A 23,752-nucleotide genomic window follows, 5' to 3' on the forward strand; every position below is an offset into this window, starting at 1 on the left:
TCACCTCCGGGTCATGGTGCGCTGGACCCACAGATTGATCAGGACGGCGCCGAGGAGCATGACGCCGAGGAAGGCCTTGAACCAGTCGGGGTTCCAGCCGGCGTAGACGATGCCCTGCTGCACCATGCCGAACATGAACGCGCCGAAGACCGGGCCGATCGCCGAGCCGTAGCCGCCGGTCAGCAGGCAGCCGCCGATCACCGCTCCGGAGATGTAGATCAGCTCGATGCCGACGCCCTCGCCGGACTGCACCGTGTTGAAGGAGAACAGCTGGTGCATGCCGACGAACCAGGCGCCGAAGCCGACCAGCATGAACAGCGAGATCTTCGTGAAGGCGACCGGCACGCCGACGGCGCGGGCGCTGTCCTTGTTGCCGCCGACCGCGAAGGTCCAGTTGCCGTACTTGGTGCGCAGCAGCACCCAGGTGGCGATCGCCGCGAACAGCAGCCACCAGAACACGGTGATCTTCACCTGCACGCCGCCGATGTCGAACGACGACGCGAAGACCTTCTTGGCCTGGTCGAAGCCGTCCATGTTGCTGATGTCGTCGGTGGCGACGTTGCCGGTGACCAGCTTGGTCACCGCGAGGTTGACGCCCTGCAGGATCAGGAAGGTGCCGAGCGTGACCAGGAAGCTGGGCAGGCCGGTCTTGACCACCATCCAGCCGTTGAAGAAGCCGATGGCGAGCGAGACGACCAGGGCGGCGATGACACCGACCCATACGTTCATGGTGAGCTGGTAGCTGATCATGCTGGCGGTGAGCGCCGAGGTGATCACCCCGACACCGGCGGACAGGTCGAACTCGCCGCCGATCATCAGCAGGGCGACCGGGATGGTCACGATGCCCAGGGTCGAGGACTGGTAGAGGATGTTCGCCATCGAACCGGCGTCGCGCACCGGCGGAGCGGCGATCAGGAAGAACACGTACACCGCTACCGCACCGAGGAAGACACCCACCTCGGGACGGGCCAACAGCCTGACCACCAGCGGCCGTTCGGCTGTGCGCCCGTCGGTCTGCTTGGGGCCGGAGGCCGGCGGTGAGGTCACCGCCGGCTCAGCATGCTGGGTCATACCAATCACCGAGTGCCCTTCGCGGCGAACTGGGAGACGGCCTCGACATTGCTCTTGTCGACGAAGGCAGGACCGGTCAGCACCGGCTGCTCACCGCCGCCCATGTAGTTGCCGTTGTTCTTGTAGAGCCAGAGCGAGTCGACGGCCAGGTAGCCCTGGAGATACGGCTGCTGGTCCACCGCGAACTGGATCGTGCCCTTGCTGATGGCGGTCGTCAGGTCCTTGTTGAGGTCGAAGGTGGCGACCTTCGCCTTGCTGCCGGCGTCCGCGAGCGACTGCACCGCGGTCAGCGCGTACGGGGCGCCGAGTGCGGTGACGTAGTCGATGGAGGAGTCCTGCTTGAGCTTGGCGGTGATCGTCGACTTCACGGACGGCATGTCGGTGCCGTTGACGTAGAGGACGTCGGTCTTGCCGGAGAAGGTCTTCTTCACGCCGTCGCAGCGCTGGGTGAGGCCGACGTTGCCCTGCTCCTGGATGACACAGACGGTGTGCTTGGCGCCGAGGGAGTTGAGCTTCTTGCCGAACGCCTCACCGGCCACGCTCTCGTCCTGGCCGAAGAACTCCATCAGGCCGAGCTTCTTCCAGTCGCTCACACCGGAGTTGAGGCCCACCACAGGTATGTTCGCCGACGTCGCCTTGCCGACGACGGTCTTCATGGCGTCCGGCTTGGCGAGGGTGATCGCGATGCCGTCGACCTTCTGGTCGATCGCGTTCTGCACCAGGGTGGCCTGGTTGCCCGCGTTCGGGTCGGCCGAATAGATGAGCTTGATGTTGTCCTTGGCCGCGGCGGCCTCGGCGCCCTTGCGGACGATGTCCCAGAAGGTGTCGCCGGGCGACTGGTGGGTGACCAGCGCGACCGTCATCCGAGGCGTGGTGGCCTTGCCCGCCGAGGCGTTGGCACCCCCCTCTTCCGACTTCTTGCCCCCGGAGCTGCTGGAGCAGCCGGCGAGGGTCAGGGCAGCCGCCGCAGCCACCGCGACGACGGGGACGATTCTGCGGGAGCGGGGGTGAGAAGAGCGGTCCATCTTTCCTGGCACCTCACTGTGCGTTGCGGGGGAAAGGGAGAAGAGATCACGAAGATCCAGGGCCCGGGATCTTGGCATGCCCGGGTCGTCTGCCGCAAACGCGGCGGTCGGCCTGGGACGGGATCAAACCCCCGGCCGCGCCCGCTGTCAATACTTTGTTAAGACATCATTTCACGAGCTAGTCCGAATGTAAGTACAAACTATTGACAGCGTCGCCCTCCGAGGCCTACACCTGGGAGGCGGCAGGCCCTCTGGGACCCGCATCCCCCAGCCCGAGGAGCGTCGCGCATGACCGAGTCAGACCAGTCCTTCGACTTGATCACTATGGGCCGTATCGGGGTCGATCTCTACCCTCTCCAATCGGGGATCCCCCTGGCCCGGGTCGAGACCTTCGGCAAATTCCTCGGTGGTTCCGCCGCCAACGTGGCGGTCGCCGCCGCCCGACTCGGCCGGAACACCGCGGTGATCACCCGCACCGGGGACGACCCCTTCGGCGCCTATCTGCACGAGGCGCTGAAGGAGTTCGGCGTCGACGACCGCTGGGTTGCGCCCGTCGCCGCGTACCCGACACCGGTGACCTTCTGCGAGATCTTCCCTCCGGATGACTTCCCTCTGTACTTCTACCGGCAGCCTAAGGCCCCTGACCTGGAGATACATTCCGAGGAGCTGGACTACTTCGCCATCCGGGCGAGCCGGGTCTTCTGGATCACCGGGACCGGTCTGAGCGAGGAGCCGAGCCGCTCCGCCACGCTCGCCGCCCTCAAGGCACGCGCCAAGGCGGGTACGACGGTCTTCGACCTCGACTGGCGCCCCATGTTCTGGAAGGACCCGGAGGAGGCTCGCCCGTACTACGCGGAGGCCCTGCGGCACGTCACGGTCGCGGTCGGCAACCTCGACGAGTGCGAGGTCGCCACCGGCGTCCGCGAGCCGCGGGCCTGCGCCGAGGCGCTGCTGGAGGCGGGCGTGGAGCTGGCGGTCGTCAAGCAGGGCCCCAAGGGCGTCCTCGCGGTGCACCGCGACGGCACCACCGCCGAGGTCCCCCCGGTGCCCGTCGAGGTGGCCAACGGCCTCGGCGCCGGCGACGCCTTCGGCGGCTCCCTCGTCCACGGGCTGCTGTCCGGCTGGGAGTTGGCCGAAATCATGCGGTACGCCAACGCGGCCGGAGCCCTCGTCGCCTCCCGACTCGCCTGCTCGTCCGCGATGCCCACCGAGGCCGAGGTCGAGGACCTCCTCGCGCGGGCCACTGCCTGAACCCTCGCGCGAGCCACCCCCTGAAACGGAGCTTCCCCTTGTCCCTCAGCATCCCCGACCTCGTCTCGGTCAGGGCCCGGCATCCCGAGGCCGTCGCCGAGGCGGCCGCCCGGCGCGCCCGCCGCCCGCTCATCGGCGACAGCGGCCGTCTGATGATCGTGGCCGCCGACCACCCGGCCCGCGGCGCCCTCGGCGTCGGCGACCGCAGACTCGCCATGGCCAACCGGGCGGACCTGCTGGAGCGCCTGTGCATCGCGCTCTCACGGCCCGGCGTCGACGGGGTGCTGGCCACCGCCGACATCCTGGAGGACCTCCTGCTGCTCGGGGTGCTGGAGAACAAGGTCGTCATGGGCTCGATGAACCGCGGGGGCCTGGCGGGCGCCGTCTTCGAGATGGACGACCGCTTCACCGGCCACCGTGCCGAGGACATGGCCCGCCTCCGCTTCGACGCGGGCAAGCTGCTGCTGCGCATCGACTACGACGACCCGGGCTCGCTGACCACGCTGGAGTCCACGGCCCGCGCGATCGACGACATGGCCGCACACCGGCTGCCGCTCTTCGTCGAGCCGTTCATCTCCCGCCGGATCGACGGCAGGGTCAGCAACGACCTGTCCGCCGAGGCCGTCACCAAGTCCATCGCGATCGCCGCGGGCCTGGGCGGCACCTCCGCCTACACCTGGCTGAAGCTCCCCGTCACCGACGACCCGGACGCCATGGGCGAGGTCCTGGAGACCTCCACCCTGCCGACCGTCCTGCTGGGCGGCGAGGTGGGCGAGTCCGCAGAGGAACAAGCGGGCGCGTACGAGCGCTGGCGCAAGGCCCTCAGGCTGCCGACCGTGCAAGGCATGGTCGTCGGGCGGTCGCTGCTCTACCCGGCCGGGGGCAGTGTGGAGACGGCGGTCGACACGGCCGTGGGTCTGCTGTGACGTTCTTGTTGTGACTCGGAGGAGTGCTGTATGACATACCACCTTCCCGCGGGCAAGGCCCTCGGCGGCCCGTACGTCGTCGAGGTGACGCCCGAGAAGGCCGGCTGGGGCTACTCCAGCCTGCGCGTCCTGGAGCTCCCGCCGGGCGGCACGCACACCTTCGACACCGGCGACAGCGAATGGATCGTGCTGCCGCTGAGCGGCGGCTGCACGGTCGCGGCGGCCGACGACTTCGGCCACGACACCTTCGAACTCACCGGCCGCGACAGCGTGTTCAGCGGTGTCAGCGACTTCGCCTATGTGCCGAGGGACGCCCGTGCGACGGTCACCTCCGCCGGCGGCGGACGCTTCGCGCTCACGGGCGCGCGCTGCACCCGGCGCCTGCCCGCCCGCTACGGTCCGGCCTCGTCCGTACCGGTGGAGCTGCGCGGCACCGGGAACTCCTCCCGCCAGGTCAACAACTTCGGCGCAGCAGGGGTCTTCGAGTGCGACAAGCTCATCGCTGTCGAGGTGATCACGCCCGGCGGCAACTGGTCGTCGTTCCCGCCGCACAAGCACGACGAGCACCGGCCCGGTGAAGAATCGGTGCTCGAAGAGATCTATTACTTCGAGTTCGCCGATCACGACGGCACCCCCGGCCTCGGCTACCAGCGCGTCTCCCCCTCCGGGCACGGCCGCAACACGGACGTCCTGGCCGAAGTGCGCGGCGGCGACGTCGTACTGATCCCCGACGGCTGGCACGGGCCGTCCATGGCCGTGCCCGGCCACCACATGTACTACCTCAACGTCATGGCGGGCCCCGAGCCCGAGCGCGCCTGGCTGATCTGCGACCACCCCGATCACGCCTGGGTCCGCGGCACCTGGCCCGAGCAGCCCGTCGACCCCCGCCTCCCCCTCTACACGGCACCGGAGAAGTCCTGATGAGCACCACCACCCGCCGCCTGACCGTCGCCCAGGCCCTGGTGCGTTTCCTGTCCGTCCAGTACACCGAGCGCGACGGCGTGCGCCACCGGCTCATCGCCGGTACCTGGGGAATCTTCGGTCATGGCAACGTTGCCGGGATCGGCCAGGCCCTGCTGGAGGCGGGTGAGGACACCATGCCGTACCACCAGGGCCGCAACGAGCAGGCGATGGTGCATGCGGCCGTCGGCTACGCCCGCCAGCTCGACCGTCTCTCCGCGCAGGCCGTGACGACGTCCATCGGCCCCGGCGCGACGAACCTGGTCACCGGCGCCGCCCTGGCGACGATCAACCGTCTGCCGGTCCTGCTCCTGCCCGGCGACTACTTCGCCACCCGCGCCGCCGACCCGCTGCTGCAGCAGCTGGAGCACCCGACCGAGGCCGACGTGTCGGTGAACGACACCCTGCGCCCGGTGTCGAGGTACTTCGACCGCATCACCCGCCCCGAGGCCCTGATCCCCTCCGCCCTCAACGCCATGCGGGTCCTCGCCGACCCCGCCGAGACCGGCGCCGTGACCCTGGCCCTCCCCCAGGACGTGCAGGCCGAGGCGTACGACTGGCCGGAGGAGTTCTTCGCCGAGCGCGAGTGGCACGTACGGCGGCCCGCGCCCGACCCGTTCGAGCTGGCGGAGGCGGTCGCGGCGATCCGGGCCGCCGAGCGTCCGCTGATCGTCGCGGGCGGCGGCATCCACCACAGCAAGGCCGAGGAGGCGCTGAAGGCGCTGGTGGACGCCACCGGCATCCCGGTCGCCTCGACCCAGGCGGGCAAGGGCTCGCTGCGCTACGACCACCCCGCCGACCTCGGCGGCATCGGCCACACCGGCACGGCGGTCTGCGACGACATCGCGCGCACCGCCGACCTGATCATCGGCGTCGGCACCCGGTACACGGACTTCACGACCGCCTCCAACACCCTCTTCCAGAACCCGGACGTCCGGTTCGTCAACCTCAACATCGCCGCGTTCGACGCCCACAAGCTGGCGGCGCGGACGGTCGTGTGTGACGCGAGGGCAGGGCTCACAGCGTTGACAGAGGCACTCTCGGATCACCGTGTGAACTCGGTTTACGAGGCCGAGTACCGCGCCGGCAAGGAACGCTGGGAGCAGGTCGTTGACGCTGCTTTCACCGCCGACGACGAGAACGCCGTACCGACCCAGACCCAGGTGCTCGGCGCCCTGGACGCGGTCGTCGGCGACGAGGACGTGGTGATCAACGCGGCCGGTTCGCTCCCCGGTGACCTGCACAAGCTGTGGCGGGCGCGCAGCCCCCGCCAGTACCACCTGGAGTACGGCTACTCCTGCATGGGGTACGAGATCCCGGCGGGCATCGGCGTCCAGCAGGCCAGCCCCGACACCCCGGTCTGGTCCCTGGTCGGCGACGGCACCTACCTGATGATGCCGACGGAGATCGTCACGGCCGTCCAGGAGGGCCTGCCCGTCAACCTCCTCCTCATCCAGAACCACGGCTACGCCTCCATCGGCGGCCTCTCCGAATACGTCGGCGGCGAGCGCTTCGGCACCGCATACCGCTACCGGACCGCCGACGGCACCTTCTCCGGCGCCCCGCTCCCCGTCGACCTGGCCGCCAACGCGGGCAGCCTCGGCATGGACGTACTGCGCGCCAAGACCGTGCGCGAACTGCGCGAGGCGCTCGCCGCGGCACGCGCCTCGGACCGCCCGACCTGCGTCTACGTCGAGACCGACACGGCCACCCCGACCGCTCCCCCGGCCGAGGCCTGGTGGGACGTGCCGGTCGCCGCGACCGCCTCCCGCGAGGCCGCCGTACAGGCCCGCGAGGAGTACGACCGTCAGGTCGCCGACCAGCGCCGCCACCTCTGAACTCCCCGTATCCGAAAGGCCCTTGCACCATGAAGACCATCACCCACTGGATCGGCGGCAAGCCCGTCGAGTCCGCCTCCGGCCGCCACGGCGCCGTCTACAACCCGGCGACCGGCGCACAGGAGAAGCAGGTCGGATTCGCCACCGTCGACGAGGTGGACGCCGCCGTCGCCTCCGCGAAGGTCGCGTTCGAGAGCTGGGGCGCCTCCTCCCTGGCCAAGCGCACCGCGATCCTCTTCAAGTACCGCGAGCTGCTTGACGCGCACCGCGACGAGATCGCCGAGCTGATCACCGCCGAGCACGGCAAGGTGCACTCCGACGCGCTGGGCGAGGTCGCGCGCGGCATGGAGATCGTCGAGCTGGCCTGCGGTATCAGCGTGCAGCTGAAGGGCGAGCTGTCGACGCAGGTCTCCACCCGCGTCGATGTCGCCTCGATCCGCCAGCCGCTGGGCGTGGTCGCGGGCATCACGCCGTTCAACTTCCCGGCCATGGTGCCGATGTGGATGTTCCCGCTGGCCATCGCGTGCGGCAACACCTTCGTGCTCAAGCCCAGCGAGAAGGACCCGTCGGCCTCCTTCCGCCTAGCCGAACTGGCCGCCGAGGCGGGCCTTCCGGACGGCGTCCTGAACATCGTGCAGGGCGACAAGGTGGCCGTCGACCGCATCCTGGAGCACCCGGACATCGAGGCGGTCTCCTTCGTCGGCTCGACGCCGATCGCCAAGTACATCCAGCTCAAGGCGGTCGAGCACGGCAAGCGCGTGCAGGCACTGGGCGGCGCCAAGAACCACATGCTGGTCCTGCCGGACGCGGACCTGGACTTCGCGGCCGACAACGCGATCAATGCGGCGTACGGCTCGGCGGGCGAGCGCTGCATGGCCGTGTCGGTCGTGGTCGCGGTCGGCGACACGGGGGACGAGCTGGTCGCCAAGATCGCCGAGCGCGCGAAGAACCTGAGGATCGGCCCCGGCAACGACCCGTCCTCCGAGATGGGCCCGCTGATCACCCGCGAGCACCGCGACAAGGTCGCGTCGTACGTCGCGAGCGCCGCCGAGCAGGGCGCGCAGGTCGTGGTGGACGGCACCGGCTACACGGTGGACGGCCACGAGGACGGCTTCTTCCTCGGCGTATCGCTGCTGGACAAGGTGCCACTGACGGCGGACGCGTACCAGGACGAGATCTTCGGCCCGGTGCTGGTCGTGGTCCGCGCCGAGTCGTACGACGAGGCCATCAAGCTGATCAACGACTCCCGCTGGGGCAACGGCACCGCGATCTTCACGCGCGACGGCGGCGCCGCCCGCCGCTTCCAGCTGGAGGTCAAGGCGGGCATGGTCGGCGTGAACGTGCCGATCCCGGTCCCGGTCGGCTACCACTCCTTCGGCGGCTGGAAGGACTCCCTCTTCGGCGATCTGCATGTCTACGGCAACGACGGCGTCGCCTTCTACACCCAGGGCAAGGTGATCACCACGCGCTGGCCGGACCCGGCCGACGCGGGTATCAACCTCGGTTTCCCCAGCCACTCCTGACACCCCGTCAGCTCTTCAGAGGGAGGTACGCCCATGGCGAAGACCGGCGGCACCGCACGTGCCGCGACGGCCGCTCTCGACTCGCTGGACTTCGCCCTGGACCGGGGCAGTCCGGTGCCGCTCTACTACCAGCTGGCCCAGCAGCTGGAGGCGGCGATCGAGCACGGGGTCCTCGCCCCGGGCAACCTCCTGGGCAACGAGATCGACCTCTCGACCCGCCTGGGCCTGTCCAGACCCACCGTCCGGCAGGCCATCCAGTCCCTGGTCGACAAGGGGCTGCTGGTGCGCCGCCGAGGGGTCGGCACCCAGGTGGTGCACAGCCAGGTCAAGCGCCCGCTGGAGCTCTCCAGCCTCTACGACGACCTGGAGTCGGCCGGGCAGGGCCCGACCACCCAGGTGGTGCGCAACGAGCGCGAGCCGGCGTCGCCGGACGTTGCGGCCGCGCTCGCCGTCGCGGAGGGCAGCGAGGTGATCGTCCTGGATCGGCTGCGTCTCACCCACGGCCAGCCGGTTGCCCTGCTGTGCAACCACCTCCCCGCAACGCTCCTGGACCTGGACACCGCCCGCCTGGAGTCGACCGGCCTGTACCGGATGATGCGCACCGCCGGCATCACCCTGCACAGCGCCCGCCAGACCATCGGCGCCCGCTCCGCCACCGCCGAGGAGGCCGCACGCCTCGACGAGGAGGAGGGCGCGGCCCTGCTGACCATGCAGCGCACCGCGTACGACGACACCGGCCGTCCGGTGGAGTACGGGACGCACATCTATCGGGCGTCGCGGTATGCGTTTGATTTCCAGCTGCTGGTGAGGCCATGACGAGCGCGACGAGCGACAATCTGTGACGCACTGTCAGCCGTGCTGGGCGTACCAGTCGACGGTTCGCCGTACGCCTTCGTCCAACGACACGGTCGGGGCGTATCCCGTGAGGGAGCGCAGGCGTGTGAGGTCGGGGCAGCGGCGGGCCACCGAGTGAGGAGGGGCGGGCCGGTACACAACTTCCGGGTTGTGGCCGGTGATGTGCAGGATGAGCTTGATCAGATCCCCGATGTTGGTCTCCTCCGTGTCGTCGCCGATGTGGACGATCCGACCGCCTGCGGCCTCATTGGCCATCAGCCGGTGAACGGCCTCGACGGCGTCGTCCACGTAGCAGAACGCCCGGGACTGATCGGCGCCGAAAACCGTGAACGGGTCCTCGTGGCGCAGTGCGCGAAGGGCCACCTCCGGGATCACATGGGCCGCGCCCATCCGAGGGCCGTAGACATTGTGGAACCGTCCGATGACATAGGGCAGGCCCTTCGCCCGGGCGGTGTGCGTCACTGCGGCTTCGCCGAGCATCTTGCTGGTCCCGTAGGCGAAGCGAGGTGCGGTGATGTCCTCCACCGTCAAGGGGACGGTCTCCGGCGTGGGCACGGGCACGGTGCCGGCGCTGACTCCCCCGGCATACACCTCGCTCGTGGAGGCGAAGAAGAGGCGCTCGCCCGGCCGCATCCAGTCCAGCGTGTTGAGCAGCGCCAGACAGTTGATCCGGATGGCCCTGGCAGGATCCTTGTCCACATTGCGGACCCCCACGACGGCGGCCAGCATGTAGACCTGATCCCACCCGTGCGGGATGTCCCGGTAGCCGGCGGGTTCGGTGAGGTCGGCGTGGAGCACCTCGGCGTCGACGGACGCCAGGTCGGGGTCGTTCCGCCCACGCGAGAAGTCGTCGACGATCGTCACCGCATGCCCCTCGGCCAGCAGCCTCCGAGTCAGGTGCAGCCCGATGAAACCGGCACCGCCGAGTATCAGTGTCTTCATGTCGCCACCGCCGGGACCGGAGTGACAGCCGCCGCGGGCAGGTAGCCGAGGCCGGCATAGCGCACACCTCTGGCAGCGATCTCGGCGGCGTCGAGGATCCGCCACGAGTCGAACACCAGCCGCACACGGGAGCCGTCCAGTGCGCGGCCCACGTCGAGGTTGCGGTAGTCGGGGTGATCGGTGATGACGAGCACCGCGTCCGCGTCGTGGAATCCGGTGTGGACGTCGACGGGCTCGCCGCCGTATGCGCGGATCACGTCGGCTCCCACCAGGGGGTCATGGCCGAGGATCCGCAGTCCGGCCGCCGCGAAGACGGGCATCATCGTCGCGATCGGAGTGCCCCGCATGTCGTCGGTGGGAGGCCATCCCTTGTACGCCCAGCCGAGCACGGTCAATGTCGTTCCGCCCGTCTCGCGCATCATCTCGACGACTCTGTTCGCAACATGGACCGGGAGATCCTCGTTCAGCCTCCGGGCCGCACCGACCAATTTCGGCGTGTACCCGACGCGTTCGGCTCCGGAGGACATGATGTAGGGATCCTTCGACAGGCAGCCGCCGCCCACGTACCCGGGCTTGTGGATGTCCGGTCGCGGATAGTCCACATTCGCGGCCTTGATCACTTCAAGCGGGTCGAGCCCGAACCGTTCAGTGAGCTCGGCCACTTCATTGCCGAATGCGTAGATCACGTCGGTGTGGCAGTTGTTCGTGAGCTTGACCAACTCGGCGGCCTCAAGACTGGACACCGGAACAACCTGCTTGGCGAGGCCGCCGAACAGGGCCAGGCCGAGACGCAGACTGTCCTCGTCGAGCCCGCCCACGACCTGTGGCAGTTCGAGCAGCTCCCGCAGGGCCCGCCCCTGAACGGTCCGTTCCGGCGCCATCACCAGCCGGGCCCGGCCCCAGACGCCCGTCAGCTGCGGGAGAACGACCGCCCGGCTGGTCCCGACCGGCACGGTGCTGCGTACGACGACGAGGGTGTCGTGCGTGCAACGAGCGGCCACGTGCTCGGCGGCCGCGGCCAGGTTCTCCAGGAACGGCCGGTGCGTTTCCTCGTCGACGGGGGTGGACACGCAGATGATGGCCGCGTCGACAGGCTCGCCGGGCAGTTCGGACGCAATGAAGATGTTCTTGCCCACGAGTTGGGCGAACGCATCCTCGACGCCCGGTTCATAGACGTGGGCTCGCCCCTGCCCCAGGGACTCCAGCACCGAGGGTTGGACGTCGACTCCATGGACCTCGTAGCCCTTGCGGGCCATTGCCGCGGCCAGGGTCAGGCCGACGTAGCCCATGCCGATGATGCCGACCCGGTGAAATTCGTGCGATGCGCCTTCCTTCATGATCGGACCTCCTGTCGGTGCGGAAAATTTCAATGGAAAAAACTTCATTCAAGGACACGGTGGACGGACTTCGTCCAGGTCACGCACCGTCACGTAACCGGCGAAATGCTCTCTCCGGTAGCTGCGGCAGGCACTGGCGATGTTCTCGTGGCGGTCGGCGTAGTCGACCGCCAACACGATCTTTCCGGCTCTCCGCAACGCGCGTGTTGCTTTGAGTTTCGGCGCGCAGAAATCCTCGGTGCACGGGAGATCGGTGGCCTGGAAGAACAGCCCTTCCGCGCCGATCCCGTCGATGGCACTGATATATCCTGGGTAGCGTTGCAATTCGGGAGCGTTCAGCGGGAAAATCCAGAATCCCGGTTTGGCTGCCTTGGCGTACTCGCTGATCCTCCTGATCAGATCGACCATTTTCACAGCCAGGTCGTTCCGGGTTTCGCCGGGCACTCGATGGAGGTCGATCTCGTCGTAGGCCACCACCGTGTCGAGAAAAATACCGTCGAACCCGGCAGCGATCGCCCGGTCCACCCGCGGTTTGATCGCCTCGTCCCACCATCGCTGGTCCCAGTACTTCACGAAGTACTCACCGGGCCAGTCCCGCCATTCACTGATGATGAGATCCGGGTTCCTCCTGCGGAAACCGGGATAGTCCGGCCGGAACCATTCCATCGAACCGATTTCAAAATAGGCGAGAACCCTCTTTCCCGACTGCTTCAGATGACTGATCTCGTTCGCCGTGAAATACGATGCCGAAGCATCTCTGGCCAGGTCGATGACGGCCAGCTGATACGGCCCGCGGGCCAGCTCGTCGAGGTTCCCGTTCTTGTATCCCTGGAGCTGCACCACCGCATTGGTGATCGCGTTCGGGTTGTCGGGAGGTGGTGTAACGGCGCGGGTCCGGTCCGGTTGTTTCGCTCCCGCCGGCGTGAAACAACCCGCGAACATGACGAGGCAGCATGTGATGAGAATCGTCCTCATGATCCGCTGCGACTTCACGGGACACTCAGCCTTCCCAGCTTGCCCGGATCGACCCTTCGAGATCGTGCACGGGTTTCCAGCCCAGCGCGCCGTGGATCCTGTTCACATCGGCAGCGATCCACTGCACCTGACGAGAACGTGCCGGTGCCCCCGCGGACTCGCGCACATGCCCGATGAACCCGGCTGCCTGCGCGAGCAGTGCGACCGCCTCACGCGCCCTGACGGCGACACCGCTGCCGACGTTGAGCACGGGCCGCGGCAGGTGATCGGCCAGTGCGGCCGCACCGATCGCCGCCGCCACGTCCCGCACATCGACGAAGTCCCGGTAGGCGTCCAGCGGCCCGAGCGTGATGTGGTCCGCACCGCTTCGGAACGCCGCCCGAATGCCCTGCGCGGCCCGGCCGAGCAGGTTCTCGGGCGGCAGTCCGGGGCCGATCGGGTTGAACACCCGGAGCGACACGGCGTCCAGGGCCCCCTCGCCCGCGGCGAGTTCGATCAGCCGGGTGCTCGCGAGCCGCGTCACCCCGTACACGCTCACGGGGTTGCCCGCATCCTCCTCGGCGACCGGCCTGCCGGGGGTGACCTCGCCGTACTCCGCCGCCGAACCCAGCACCACCAGCCGCGCGGTCGGCAGCGCCGTCTTCGTCGCTTCCAGCAGGCGCGCGGTGACCAGGGCATTCGCCTCCATCAACGCGACCGTGTCGCCGGCCAGCCGGCCTGCGCAGTTGATGACGACATCGGGACCGACCCGCTCCAGCAGCATGGCGAGTTCGTCGACGCTCCCGGCGACCAGATCGTGCCCGACCCAGCCAGGGTCGTCCGGCCGCTGCCGTCGGCTCGCCTTGATGAGCGTGCCGACGCGCATGTCATGGGCGAGGAAGTCGGCGACCGAGCGGCCGAGGAATCCCGACGCGCCGAACAGCAGCACCGTCGCGGTCATGCGATCACTTCCTCGGCGGCCGTGATGGTCGGCAGCAGGGTGGAGCGCATCTGCTCGAAGCTGCGGTTGGCCTCCTCGTAGTCGTCCGGGCAGCCGATGTCCACCCAGTAGCCGCCGAAGTCGTAGACCCTCGGCTCGTCGCCGCAGGCCAGCAGGTCGAGCACCAGTTGGTCGAAGCCGAGAGGCGTGTTCTTCGGATACCGGGCGAGGGTCCTGCCGGAAATGGCGTACACACCCATGTTCACTCCATAGGACAGCGTCGGCTTCTCGCTGAACCTGACGAGGCGATCGCCGATCGTTTCCAGCGTGCCGAAGTCGATTTTGACCTTGCGCTGGTAACTGGCGATGGTCAAGGGCGCCCCCGACCTTTCGTGGCCCCGCAGGAGCGAGGCGTAATTGAGGTCGGTGAGAATGTCGCCGTTCATCACCAGAAAGTGCTCCGGCAGCCGGTCGAGGAAATTGAACAGTGGTCCGATCGTGGACAGCGGCTGGTCCTCTTCCGCGTAGTCGGCCGTTATGCCCCAGCGTGCTCCGTCGCCGACGAATGCGCGGATCAACGCGCTGAGGTGCCCCACCGCGAGCGTCACCCGCCGAAAACCCTGGGCCCTGAGCTGCTGCAAGATGATGTCGATGATGGCGTACTCCCCGCCGATCGGCATCAGCGGCTTCGGGAGTGCGGTGGTGTAGGGCCTGAGGCGCATCCCACGGCCTCCAGCGAGGATCGCGACATGCATGACATGACCTCCTTGGAAATGGGGTCTACTTCGGATCACCTGTAGTGATGGACGTCTCCGATGTTCAGCCGCAGAGCCATCAGCAGCAGTGCGAGAAGAACGACACAGCTGGCCAGGAAGATCGGCACCTCCCCGTAGGGCGCAAAATACTGCGCCATCGAATTCGTCGCGGCGATATTCAGTACGAGAACGGCTCCGGTGATTCCCAGAATCGAGCTGAAGTGGCCGTGATTGACGGTGATGAACCCGACGAAGTATGCACCGCCGAGCACAAGATAGGTGGTGACGAGCAGCATCCCTCGCGGGGTGAGGAGCCCGGCGACGGAAAGAGCGAGGAGCAAGAGGGTTCCGAGAGATGCCAGGGTCAGAATGCACAGCGCCAGTTCGCGCAGCAGCAGGCGCCACACACTGCGATGAAATTCAGCGGTCGTGCGCGCACGTCGCACCAGTTCGACAGCCTGGATATTGAACCTGTGCGTACGCCATTCCACTGTTCCCATGCCGACCACCAGTGGTGCCATCGCAAGGGCGAGGTCCAACGGTGCCGTCACGAACGGGACGGTGTTGTACAACAGGAACAGCGCGGACAGCACCGCATAGGCGATGCAGGGCAGAACCGAGAAGAGCGCGGGCCGAACGGGGGCCGGTTGTGCACCCCGGTCACGCGGTTGCCTCGTCGGGCCGGTGGCCCACCATGCCACTCCCGCCGCCAGCACACACGTGCCGACGGCGGTGATCAGCACGGGTACCGCATGGCCGACGTCGTACCGGTGAGCGAGGTAGGCCCCGCCCGCGACGAACGTGGGCAGCACGATCACAGCGAGGCGCCACTCCATGCCGTAGAAGACCAGCACACCCGAGGCGAGCTGAAAGCTCATCTGCAGTACGACGAACACGGCCAGCGAAGCGTCACCCGCGCCGGTGGCCGCGAGCATCATGGCGTCCGCCGCAGCAATGCCCAGACCGAGCAGGCTCAGCCGGCGCCAGATCCGTGCGGCCGCCTGCGGGTAGCCCTGCCCGAGCAGCCGGTATGCAGTGACGCTCGTGCCCATGCCCCAGATCCAGCCCAGGGTGGTGGCGAGCAGCATCCCGCGCAGCAACGCGGGCCCACCGATCTCGACGAGCACCGCCGGATACACCACGCCGGGTACCGAGTAGAGCAAGCCATGGGTCAACAGCACGAACCGCTGTGGCGGGCGCGCGGACGTCTCGTCCCGAGGCGGGTCCGGCCGCCGGGGCAGGCGCCGGAACATCTCGCCGGCCAGCTCGAAGACGTCCTCGCAGCCATACCTGTCGCGTGCCTCCTGGTCGGTCACGCCCTGGCGTTCGAGCAGGGTGGCGGTGTGCAGCTCGTCGACCACGAGCGGCGGGTTCGGTTCCAGCGTCGCCACCAGCTGCCCGACCGGGTCGGCTCGCCCCGACCCGCCGGAGCCCGGGTGGTTGTCGACCTGTCTCATGGGATCGCCGCCCTTTCCCGGCCCGCAACGCGACGGGGGCCCGAATGCGGGCTGAGCACCAGGTCGTCGTACATCTTGCGGTAGCCGTCGTTCCACTGCGACAGCGTGAACTTCTCCAGCACCCGCTCCCGCGCAGCCGTGCCGAGGCGGCGCCGCAGCCCGGCATCGCGGAGCAGCCGCACGCATGCCTGTGCCACTGCGGCCTGATCACCCGGCGGTACGAGGATCCCCGCGTCGCCGACCGCCTCCGAGACACCGCCGACGTTGGTGCAGACCTGCGGTCTTCCCATGGACATCGACTCCACCACGGTGTACGGAAATCCCTCCGACACACTGGTCAGCGCCGTCAGATGGCCGGCCTGGTAGGCATCCGCCTGGCGGGGCACCCTGCCCTCGAACACCGCGGCGCCCGACAGCCCGAGTTCCTCGACCAGCGCCAGGCAGCTCGCGTGGTAGTTCTTGTTCTCCCTCGGGACCGGACCGAAAATGCGCAGTCTCGCTTCGGGAACCTCGCGCCGCACCAGGGCGAACGCCCTGATCAGCGTGTGCAGATCCTTCAACGGGTCGATGCGCCCGACGAACACCATCGTCGGGACGTCCGGCTCCGCTTCGGCGACCGGGTAGTCGGCCGGGTCGATGCCGTTGTACATGGTCCGGATCCGGGCCGGGTCGGCTCCGCCGTACAACTGCCAGCGCCGGTTGTACTGGGAGTGCGGGGCCAGCACGTCGACGGCGCGGTAGGCCGCCACCGTCATCGCGCGGCAGAAGCGGAGCATGAGCAGCTGACCGGCGCTCGGCTGCGGTTCGCGCAGTATCTCCATATACCGCTCACGCAGATAGACGCCGTGTTCGGACATCACCAGTGGTGTGCCGTATGCCCATTTGCTGGTCAACCCCACGAGGACACTGGACCCGCACATCGCGAGGTGACACACGTCCGCGTCGATCGGCGGACGGGACAGCGGACGCAGCGCGTGCTCCATGAGGTCGGCCGCGGTGAACGCGTCGTACAGGGTGAGCGTGGCGCCACGGCCGGCTGCGTCGGCCTGACCGTCGCCATCGGCTTCCCGCCACGCTCGGGTCAGCCGGTCCAGCGCGTCATTGGAGACGAACACCGACCGGACATCGCCGGTCTTGGCGTAGTCGAACAAGGTTCGCGCCATGAACAGAAACGATTCTGCGATGTCCCGGTCATAGTGCGGGTCCTGCTGGGGCGGACGCAACAGTGTCCGCAGGAAGTTCTCGTGCGCCTCGACGACCGACGGCGGTGGCCGCTGTCGGTCGGCACCTTGCGAGGGAGCGGCCCACATCGGCAGGTTGACGACCCGGGTGAGGTTGTCGGGTGAGGGCCAGACCTGGGGTTCGGTGCCGTCGACCGTGAGCGATACGACAGTGAACGAGTTCTCCGGCATGCCTCGGATGATCTGGTCGCACCACAGGCTCACTCCGCCGGGGTGGTAGGGGTATGTGCCCTCGGCGACCAGCAGAACCCGCAGCGACCTGCCCACCTCGGCGGGGGCCAGGTCGACATGACGAGGGATGTCGCCCTCTCCGAGGGGGCCTTGGCCTCGACTCACCCGAACCGGACTGGTCATCGCGGCCTCGCAGTGAGGGTGACGGTGTCACCCCTGGTCAGACCCAGCCGGGAGACCGAGTCGGAGCCGTATGTCTGCGCCTCATCCGGACCGTGCTGGTCGGAAGCGGTCGCGGGCCTGGTCGCGACGCCGGTGATGAACAGAGAACCGCGCGCGGCCGGGGTATAGGTGATGGCGTTCGTGACCCGGTTCCACACGGCGTCCTCATGGCTTTTGAGCTCGGCGAAATGACTGGTGCGGGCGTCGACGTACTTCGCGAGGGTGAGCCAGTCGGGATTCTCCAGCGGAACCCGGAAGTACGCGCTGTATTTGGCGAGCAGCACCTGCAGCCAGTCGAAAACGAGACTCTTGCCGGGCGCGTACTGATGCGCGTTGCCCTGATGCAGGGTGTGGGCGTAGACCGAGCCGGTCATCAGGTGCTGCAGAGCCAGATCGGCCTCGTGATCGATGGACTTCCGGTAATAAGTGGCCGTGTCCTTCTTGCCGTTCGAATGAGCGTAGTAGATCGCCACCTGCTGTTCCGGCGTGGTCGCCTCGAAGGCGATGTCGACCGGCCAGTCCGGGACCACCAGGACGTCGGGCTGCAGTGGGTGGTGGATACCGCAGTTGAAGCAGTCGGGCTTGTGGCTGGGGAAGGACATGTCGCCGTGCAGGTACTTGACACCGAGATCGCTCGCCGCTTTGAGCAGAGCCTTGTTGGAGGCCTTGAGACCGTGGTCGATCACCGGCGCGGTCGGTGAGTTCGGTTTGTCGGCGTATGCGCCGAGCCCTGAGTACTCCGGGGGCTTGAGCACCGTCGTGGGCACCGGAAGACCAACCGCGGCCGCCCTGGCGAGGTTGTCTTTGATCTCGTGGTAATTGCGGTCGTACGGTGTTGTGTTCATCGCGGGATGGGTCAACGTGTGGCTGATCCAACGGAATTGATCCTTGAGGCAGAGGCTGTAGCTCGTCAGTTCGTCCGCTGTCTTCCCCGGATGGCACATCGGCGGCGCGTAGGGGTTCAGCAGGCTGCCGTTGAAAGCGAGGTTGAGCTTGAATCCCGCGGCGAGTGGATACCGGCGCCCGAAATCGGCCTGCTGTCGGCTGAGTGCCAGTGCTTCCGGGCCCGAGATGCGGAACTTCTGGGTGCGGCCCGGTGATCCGGGTGTACCGCGCAGCGTGGTGAGGAACCAGTCGTCGACGTCGACGTTGAGCCAGTGTCGCTGCTCGCCGAGGAAGACGCCCCTGGTGGCCCACCGGACCAGCCCGAAGCCGAGCAGGTCACCAGTCGCCTCACCGCGCCCGACGGAGAATCCCACGCCGAGTTCCTCCCGGCCGTCCGAGCCGGTCTGGAGCGCACCGACGACCGATGGGCCAAGGGTCAGGAGCGGTTGTGCGTGGCAGCCCGCCTTGAGTGCCGAGCGGTACACATAGCTTTGGGTCAGCGGGATGCGTATGTCCGGCGCGAGGTAGTCGAAGATCTTGCGACCCGTGTCGGTCAGCGCGGCGTGGGCCGGCACGGTGCCCACCGGCCCCTCGGACTGGGCACGCAGACAGGAGAAACCGGCTGCGGAGCTGTTCAGCGAGACCTGCCGCACCTTGTAGGTGCGTTCGTAGTTCCACAGGGCGTCCCACTCGGTGTTGCTGACGGTACTTGCGCCCGACGCACCGCTCAGAGTGTTGTCGGTCAGCAGGATGGCGTTGTACCTGCCGGTGCCGTCAGGGCGTACAAACCTGTCCGCGGCCAGCGGCTCGTTCTTGGTCAGCAGGACGTCGTAGGGCGTGCCTATCCGGTCCAGGATCTCTCGCCAGGCCGGCAGGCCGAAGTCCCGGGTGTCGGTCGCGATGATCAGCTGTCGCAGCGCGACCTTGTCACCCCGGTGCACCGGGGTGTCCGGAGCCGCGTTGTCCCGCACCGGCACGAGTTCCTTGCTGGGGACGGGTGGTGCGGGCGGCTTCGCCGTTCCGTCCAGGCCACCCCGGGCCGCCTGCCAACCGGTTCCGCTCGGCGCCACCGCCAGCGTGATGATCAAAGGGATGACACCGACCGCCATGGCGAGAAGGATCAGCGGACCGCGAGGATTCCTGACAAGAGCGCTCAAGCTCACCGGCACAGTCATCGGATTCCTTTCCGCGGGCCTGCGTTGCAGCTCATCTCCTGACTAGTAAACTTACGTCGTATACGTCCACTTTGCACCCATACGTCAGGGCGGTCAAGGGGGGTATCCCCCGGCGAGACAAACCCTCAGGAGGAGGTGCGCGAACGGCCCCGATCTGCCACGCCGGCAAGGGGGGCACATCGGGGCCGACCAGAGGATTCGAGACAGCCATCTGCTATATTTACGATGTAAACGTACAAGCTACACCGAAGGGTACATACCGTCAAGGCGAAAGCCCCGAGCGGTCCAGGGGCGAGGAGGCGCGGAATGGCTCACGGCTCAGCGGCAGGCCCGGTGCGTCGCGCCGGAGACCTCGGGCGTTGCGGCGGGCTCAATCGGGAACGGGTACGAGGCGCGGCGCTGGAACTGGTGGACCGCGAAGGCCTCCAGGCACTGAGCATGCGCCGCCTCGGCACCGAGCTCGGCGTGGAGGCGATGGCGCTCTACCGGTACGCCCCGAGCAAGGAAGCCCTGCTGGAGGGCCTGGTCGAAACGCTCTATCGCGAACTCGAGGAACGCCTGACCACCGAGCCCGGCCCCGCGACGGCCGGCACGCCCGCCTGGCGCGCCGAACTCCACCGGATCGCCCGCGCGACCTACGACATCTGCCTCGCCCACCCCCATGCCGTCCCGCTGCTCGCCACTCGCGTGCCGGCGGTACCGCCGACGTGGCAGCCGACTGCCGTCCTGCGGGACCACGAGAGGGTGCTGCGGCTGCTCCGCGCGGCCGGGCTCGACGACGTCCGCAGCGCCGCTGCCTTCCAGGCGCTCACCGCCTGGCTCCTGGGCTATGTGTCGGTGGAGCTGCGGCCCATCGTCGACGACCCCGACGAGCCGGATCCGGCATTCCGCCTCGGGCTGCACCGTCTGTCGGCCCTGGAGATGCCCACGCTCCGCGAGACCGCCACCGCGCTCGCCGAGCGGGGCGGACCGGACGGACTGGCGGCCGGGCTGGACGCTCTGCTCGACCGGTTCACACGGGAGTAGACCGGGAGCAGACACGGCACCGCCTTCCGCACGAGCGGGCGGTGGCGACGCGTGCTTCACAGCGGGACATGCGCATCGCCCGCGCCGTCCCCTCTTGACGCCCGCGTCAAGAAGGGGCAAAGTCGTATATATACGTTGTAAACGTACGCCCATGTGCCGCACGTCAGGAGCCTTGTGCCATGACGCGCAAAGAGCGCGACGGAACCGGGCCCCCGGGCCCGCCGTCGACGATCCTCGTCACCGGTGGCGCCGGTTTCATCGGCAGCCACGCCTGTGTCGAGCTGCTCGACCACGGTTACGAGGTGATCGTGGTCGACGACTACTCCCACAGCACCCGCCAGGTCCTTCCCCGGGTGGAGCGCATCGCCGGCCGCTTCGTCGGCGCCGTCTACGAGTTGGACATCTGTGACCGGCGGGCCCTGTCGGCCGTCTTCGACCGGCACTCCGTGGACGCCGTCATGCACTGCGCCGGCCTCAAGGCCGTGGGCGCGTCGACCCTGATGCCCGTCGAGTACTACGACACGAACGTCGGTGGCACGACCGCCCTGCTGCGGACCATGCACGACCACGGGGTGCACCAGCTCGTCTACTCGTCCACCGGCTCGGTCTACGGCGACGCCGGACACGGACCGCTCGACGAGGACACCCCCGCCCGGCCCACCAATCCGTACGCGGCCTCCAAAGTGCTGTGCGAGCAGATCCTCGCCGACGTCTGCCACCGGCACCCCGAGTACACCGTGCTGTGCCTGCGGTACTTCGAGCCGGCCGGCGCCCACCCCAGCTCGCTGCTCGGCGCGGATCCCAGCGGCGATCCGGGCGACCTGATCCCGCACATCGCCCAGGTGGCGGCCGGCCGACAGGCACAGCTGCGGGTGTTCGGCGGCGACTACCCCACAGGCGACGGGACCGCGATCCGCGACTACGTCCATGTCATGGACGTGGTCGAGGCGCACCGCATCGCGCTCGACCACCTCTTGGACGGACCCGGCATGCATGTGTACAACCTGGGCGTCGGCAGGGGGCGTTCGGTACTGGAGGTCGTCGCCGCGTTCTCAGAGGTGTGCGGCCGGAGCATTCCGTACGAGATCGTGCCCCGCCGTCCGGGCGACGTGGCCGAACTGGTCGCCGACGCGGGCGCCGTGGCGCGCGCCTGGGGCTGGCACCCCACCCGCGACCTCGCCGACATGTGCCGGGACGCCTGGCGCTTTCAGCAGCTCAACCCGCACGGTTACGCGGGCGGCGGGCGGCGCCCGAACGCGAAGCGCTGAGGGCGAACGCCGTCTCCACCAGGGCGATATGGCTGAAGGCCTTGGGCGCGTTGCCCAGTTGACGGCCCGCCTGGGGATCCCACTGCTCCGAGAGCAGACCGACGTCGTTGCGGACGGCGAGCACTCGCTCGAAGACCTCCCTGGCCTGTGCGGCGTGCCCGGTCGCGGCAAGGGCGTCGGCGTACCAGAGGGAACACGACACGAACGCGCCTTCCGAGCCGTGCCCACCGTCCACCCGGTGCACGCCGCGGCCGTCCGGCGCGTACCGCCGCACGAAGCCGCCGTGGCGCAGCCGCCGCATCGCGCGGACGGTACAGCGGACCCGCTCGTCCGAGGCAGGCAGGAAGCCGAGCCGCGGCATCAGCAGCGCCGAGGCGTCCAGGGCCGGCGAGCCGTAGGACTGCACGAAGGATCGCTGCCCGGGGTCCCAGCCCTCCCGGCACACCTGGCGGTGCACCTCGTCCCGCATGGCGCGCCATTCGCCGGAGGAGCCGTTGCGGCCGAGCAGCTCCCCCATCCGCAGGGCGCGGTCGGCGGCCACCCAGACCATGACCTTCGAGTGCACGAACTGCCGCCGGGGGCCCCGCACCTGCCACAGCCCCTGGTCCGGTTCCCGCCAGTGCCGCTGCAGATAGCCCATCATCGCCTCGACCAGATTCCACACATGGGCCGGCATGGGGATGCCGGCCCGCAGCGACAGACAGAAGGCGTCGAGGACCTCGCCGTAGACGTCCAGCTGGAACTGGTTCGCCGCGGAGTTGCCGAACCGGACGGGCCGCGAGCCCTCGTAGCCGGGCAGCCAAGGCGCCTCGGTCTCCGGCAGCAGGCGCTGTCCGCCGACGCCGTACACGGTCTGCAGATCGGCGGGGTTGCCGGCGATGGCCCGCACCAGCCAGTCCAGCCAGGCGGTCGCCTCCTCCCGGTAGCCGCTGCGCAGGAGACAGGACAGGGTGCGGGTGGAATCGCACAGCCAGCAGTAGCGATAGTCCCAGTTGCGCTCGCCGCCGATGCAGCCGGGCAGCGAGGTGGTCGGCGCGGCGACGATGCCGCCGGTGGGGGCGTAGGTGAGGGCCTTGAGGGTGATCAGTGACCGCACCACGGCGTCCCGCCACGGGCCTTCGTAGCGGCACTGGGCGGTCCACTTCCGCCAGAAGTCGGCGGTCTCCTTCAGGAGTGTCTCGGCCGGGATGCTCAGCGGCGCGGGCGGTTCGGGCAGATGCGAGGGCGACCACACGAGCGTCAGGGCCAGCCGCCGTCCGGCCGGGACGGTGAAGTCGTACACCGTGGCATCGTCGCCACGCGCCCGTACGGCTCCGTCGGCGCCCAGCCAGACGGCGTCCGGGCCGGCGACCCCCACCACGCATCGGTCGACGGCCCGGATCCAGGGCACGACCCTGCCCTGGTGGAAGCGCAGCTGCAGCTCGCTGCGCATGGACACGGCACCGGAGAGGCCCTCGACCACCCGGACGACGCAGGGCAGTTGGGCACGGGGCGGCATGAAGTCGGTGACCCGCACGGCTCCCGACGCGGTCTCCCACCGCGTGTCCAGGATCAGCGTGTCGGGCCGGTAAGCCCGCTGTGTGCAGGGACCGCCGTCGACGGGGGCGACCCGCCAGAATCCGTTGTCCGGGGTGCCGAGCAGCGCGGCCAGACAGGCCGGCGAGTCGAACCGGGGCAGACACAGCCAGTCGACGCAGCCGTCCTTGCCGACCATGGCCGCGGTCTCTAGGTCACTGATGAGGGCGTAGTCCTCGATGGGAGCACTCATGATCGCCACTCACTCACGCGGTGTGTGACCGAGTTCCGTGCGGTTCTTCGGGACGGCGGTCATGCAGGGCGGAGTCGACGGCGGTGGCAGCTCCGCCGCCGGCGCCGCCCTGCGGGGGCGGCATCCCGTTCCCACTTCATCGATCACCCTTGCGGATAAGTC

19 protein-coding genes are annotated in these 23,752 nt (G+C 68.5%); 8 read left to right on the forward strand and 11 right to left on the reverse strand.

Features of this window, described 5'->3' with window-relative positions:
* Together P2Q00_RS29775 and P2Q00_RS29780 are read right to left on the reverse strand one after the other, a co-directional pair.
* Positions 1–1,077 (reverse strand): ABC transporter permease, encoded by a 1,077-nt coding sequence (locus tag P2Q00_RS29775; protein WP_275776492.1) that lies wholly within the window; start codon positions 1,075–1,077, stop codon positions 1–3.
* Positions 1,077–2,096, reverse strand: coding sequence for a sugar ABC transporter substrate-binding protein (locus P2Q00_RS29780; RefSeq protein WP_275776211.1), 1,020 nt, complete (start codon positions 2,094–2,096; stop codon positions 1,077–1,079). The genes P2Q00_RS29775 and P2Q00_RS29780 overlap by 1 nt, the downstream gene beginning before the upstream one ends.
* A gap of 288 nt (positions 2,097–2,384) precedes the next feature.
* On the opposite strand from P2Q00_RS29780, the gene iolC reads away from it, so the two are divergent.
* The 6 genes from iolC to P2Q00_RS29810 are packed head-to-tail and all read left to right on the forward strand — an operon-like array spanning position 2,385 to position 9,410.
* On the forward strand, positions 2,385–3,347 hold the full coding sequence (gene iolC, locus P2Q00_RS29785) for a 5-dehydro-2-deoxygluconokinase (protein WP_275776212.1): 963 nt from the start codon (positions 2,385–2,387) through the stop codon (positions 3,345–3,347).
* A gap of 38 nt (positions 3,348–3,385) precedes the next feature.
* Complete coding sequence (locus tag P2Q00_RS29790) at positions 3,386–4,273, forward strand: Cgl0159 family (beta/alpha)8-fold protein (RefSeq protein ID WP_275776213.1); 888 nt, start codon at positions 3,386–3,388, stop codon at positions 4,271–4,273.
* 30 nt (positions 4,274–4,303) lie between these two features.
* Complete coding sequence (gene iolB / locus P2Q00_RS29795; protein ID WP_275776214.1) at positions 4,304–5,194, forward strand: 5-deoxy-glucuronate isomerase; 891 nt, start codon at positions 4,304–4,306, stop codon at positions 5,192–5,194.
* Complete coding sequence (iolD, locus tag P2Q00_RS29800; protein ID WP_275776216.1) at positions 5,194–7,071, forward strand: 3D-(3,5/4)-trihydroxycyclohexane-1,2-dione acylhydrolase (decyclizing); 1,878 nt, start codon at positions 5,194–5,196, stop codon at positions 7,069–7,071. Before iolB ends, iolD begins: the two co-directional genes overlap by 1 nt.
* 29 nt (positions 7,072–7,100) lie before the next feature.
* A complete protein-coding gene (locus tag P2Q00_RS29805; RefSeq protein WP_275776218.1) occupies positions 7,101–8,594 on the forward strand; it encodes a CoA-acylating methylmalonate-semialdehyde dehydrogenase in 1,494 nt (497 codons plus the stop codon).
* 33 nt (positions 8,595–8,627) lie between these two features.
* Entirely contained in the window at positions 8,628–9,410 is a 783-nt protein-coding gene (locus P2Q00_RS29810; RefSeq protein WP_275776220.1) for a GntR family transcriptional regulator, read from the forward strand.
* 33 nt (positions 9,411–9,443) lie between these two features.
* Here P2Q00_RS29810 and P2Q00_RS29815 read toward each other — a convergent pair whose 3' ends face one another.
* From P2Q00_RS29815 to P2Q00_RS29850, 8 genes are all read right to left on the reverse strand, one after another.
* On the reverse strand, positions 9,444–10,391 hold the full coding sequence (locus tag P2Q00_RS29815) for an NAD-dependent epimerase/dehydratase family protein (RefSeq protein WP_275776222.1): 948 nt from the start codon (positions 10,389–10,391) through the stop codon (positions 9,444–9,446).
* Positions 10,388–11,728, reverse strand: coding sequence for a nucleotide sugar dehydrogenase (locus P2Q00_RS29820; RefSeq protein WP_275776224.1), 1,341 nt, complete (start codon positions 11,726–11,728; stop codon positions 10,388–10,390). Before P2Q00_RS29820 ends, P2Q00_RS29815 begins: the two co-directional genes overlap by 4 nt.
* Before the next feature lie 48 nt (positions 11,729–11,776).
* Entirely contained in the window at positions 11,777–12,721 is a 945-nt protein-coding gene (locus tag P2Q00_RS29825) for a glycoside hydrolase family 191 protein (RefSeq protein WP_275776227.1), read from the reverse strand.
* Positions 12,722–12,728: 7 nt separating this feature from the next.
* Entirely contained in the window at positions 12,729–13,643 is a 915-nt protein-coding gene (locus P2Q00_RS29830; RefSeq protein ID WP_275776229.1) for an NAD-dependent epimerase/dehydratase family protein, read from the reverse strand.
* Positions 13,640–14,377 carry a nucleotidyltransferase family protein gene (locus P2Q00_RS29835; protein WP_275776231.1) on the reverse strand — a complete coding sequence of 246 codons (738 nt, stop codon included), beginning with the start codon at positions 14,375–14,377 and terminating at the stop codon, positions 13,640–13,642. Before P2Q00_RS29835 ends, P2Q00_RS29830 begins: the two co-directional genes overlap by 4 nt.
* Positions 14,378–14,412: 35 nt before the next feature.
* Positions 14,413–15,768 carry a hypothetical protein gene (locus P2Q00_RS29840; RefSeq protein ID WP_275776232.1) on the reverse strand — a complete coding sequence of 452 codons (1,356 nt, stop codon included), beginning with the start codon at positions 15,766–15,768 and terminating at the stop codon, positions 14,413–14,415.
* 62 nt (positions 15,769–15,830) lie between these two features.
* Positions 15,831–17,411 (reverse strand): GT4 family glycosyltransferase PelF, encoded by a 1,581-nt coding sequence (pelF, locus tag P2Q00_RS29845; protein ID WP_275776233.1) that lies wholly within the window; start codon positions 17,409–17,411, stop codon positions 15,831–15,833.
* A 14-nt stretch (positions 17,412–17,425) separates the two neighbouring features.
* Positions 17,426–19,462: an Agd3-related carbohydrate deacetylase gene (locus tag P2Q00_RS29850; protein WP_275776234.1), complete on the reverse strand. Its 2,037-nt coding sequence runs from the start codon at positions 19,460–19,462 to the stop codon at positions 17,426–17,428.
* A 372-nt stretch (positions 19,463–19,834) separates the two neighbouring features.
* On the opposite strand from P2Q00_RS29850, the gene P2Q00_RS29855 reads away from it, so the two are divergent.
* Together P2Q00_RS29855 and galE are read left to right on the forward strand one after the other, a co-directional pair.
* A complete protein-coding gene (locus P2Q00_RS29855; RefSeq protein WP_275776236.1) occupies positions 19,835–20,554 on the forward strand; it encodes a TetR/AcrR family transcriptional regulator in 720 nt (239 codons plus the stop codon).
* 179 nt (positions 20,555–20,733) lie between these two features.
* Positions 20,734–21,822, forward strand: coding sequence for a UDP-glucose 4-epimerase GalE (gene galE, locus P2Q00_RS29860; RefSeq protein ID WP_275776237.1), 1,089 nt, complete (start codon positions 20,734–20,736; stop codon positions 21,820–21,822).
* Here the strand turns inward: galE and P2Q00_RS29865 are convergent.
* Complete coding sequence (locus tag P2Q00_RS29865; RefSeq protein ID WP_275776238.1) at positions 21,770–23,590, reverse strand: glycoside hydrolase family 15 protein; 1,821 nt, start codon at positions 23,588–23,590, stop codon at positions 21,770–21,772. The genes galE and P2Q00_RS29865 overlap by 53 nt on opposite strands.
* Positions 23,591–23,752: the final 162 nt, after the last annotated feature.

It is taken from the genome of Streptomyces coacervatus, from assembly GCF_029223485.1.
Lineage (GTDB): Bacteria > Actinomycetota > Actinomycetes > Streptomycetales > Streptomycetaceae > Streptomyces > Streptomyces coacervatus.

What these genes read in the sequence shown, in the direction of transcription:
- P2Q00_RS29780 (WP_275776211.1), bottom strand. Translation starts at nt 2,096, where the DNA reads ATGGACCGCTCTTCTCACCCCCGCTCCCGCAGAATCGTCCCCGTCGTC.
- iolC (WP_275776212.1), top strand. Translation starts at nt 2,385, where the DNA reads ATGACCGAGTCAGACCAGTCCTTCGACTTGATCACTATGGGCCGTATC.
- iolB (WP_275776214.1), top strand. Translation starts at nt 4,304, where the DNA reads ATGACATACCACCTTCCCGCGGGCAAGGCCCTCGGCGGCCCGTACGTC.
- iolD (WP_275776216.1), top strand. Translation starts at nt 5,194, where the DNA reads ATGAGCACCACCACCCGCCGCCTGACCGTCGCCCAGGCCCTGGTGCGT.
- P2Q00_RS29805 (WP_275776218.1), top strand. Translation starts at nt 7,101, where the DNA reads ATGAAGACCATCACCCACTGGATCGGCGGCAAGCCCGTCGAGTCCGCC.
- P2Q00_RS29810 (WP_275776220.1), top strand. Translation starts at nt 8,628, where the DNA reads ATGGCGAAGACCGGCGGCACCGCACGTGCCGCGACGGCCGCTCTCGAC.
- P2Q00_RS29815 (WP_275776222.1), bottom strand. Translation starts at nt 10,391, where the DNA reads ATGAAGACACTGATACTCGGCGGTGCCGGTTTCATCGGGCTGCACCTG.
- P2Q00_RS29820 (WP_275776224.1), bottom strand. Translation starts at nt 11,728, where the DNA reads ATGAAGGAAGGCGCATCGCACGAATTTCACCGGGTCGGCATCATCGGC.
- P2Q00_RS29830 (WP_275776229.1), bottom strand. Translation starts at nt 13,643, where the DNA reads ATGACCGCGACGGTGCTGCTGTTCGGCGCGTCGGGATTCCTCGGCCGC.
- P2Q00_RS29835 (WP_275776231.1), bottom strand. Translation starts at nt 14,377, where the DNA reads ATGCATGTCGCGATCCTCGCTGGAGGCCGTGGGATGCGCCTCAGGCCC.
- P2Q00_RS29850 (WP_275776234.1), bottom strand. Translation starts at nt 19,462, where the DNA reads ATGGCGGTCGGTGTCATCCCTTTGATCATCACGCTGGCGGTGGCGCCG.
- P2Q00_RS29855 (WP_275776236.1), top strand. Translation starts at nt 19,835, where the DNA reads ATGGCTCACGGCTCAGCGGCAGGCCCGGTGCGTCGCGCCGGAGACCTC.
- galE (WP_275776237.1), top strand. Translation starts at nt 20,734, where the DNA reads ATGACGCGCAAAGAGCGCGACGGAACCGGGCCCCCGGGCCCGCCGTCG.
- P2Q00_RS29865 (WP_275776238.1), bottom strand. Translation starts at nt 23,590, where the DNA reads ATGAGTGCTCCCATCGAGGACTACGCCCTCATCAGTGACCTAGAGACC.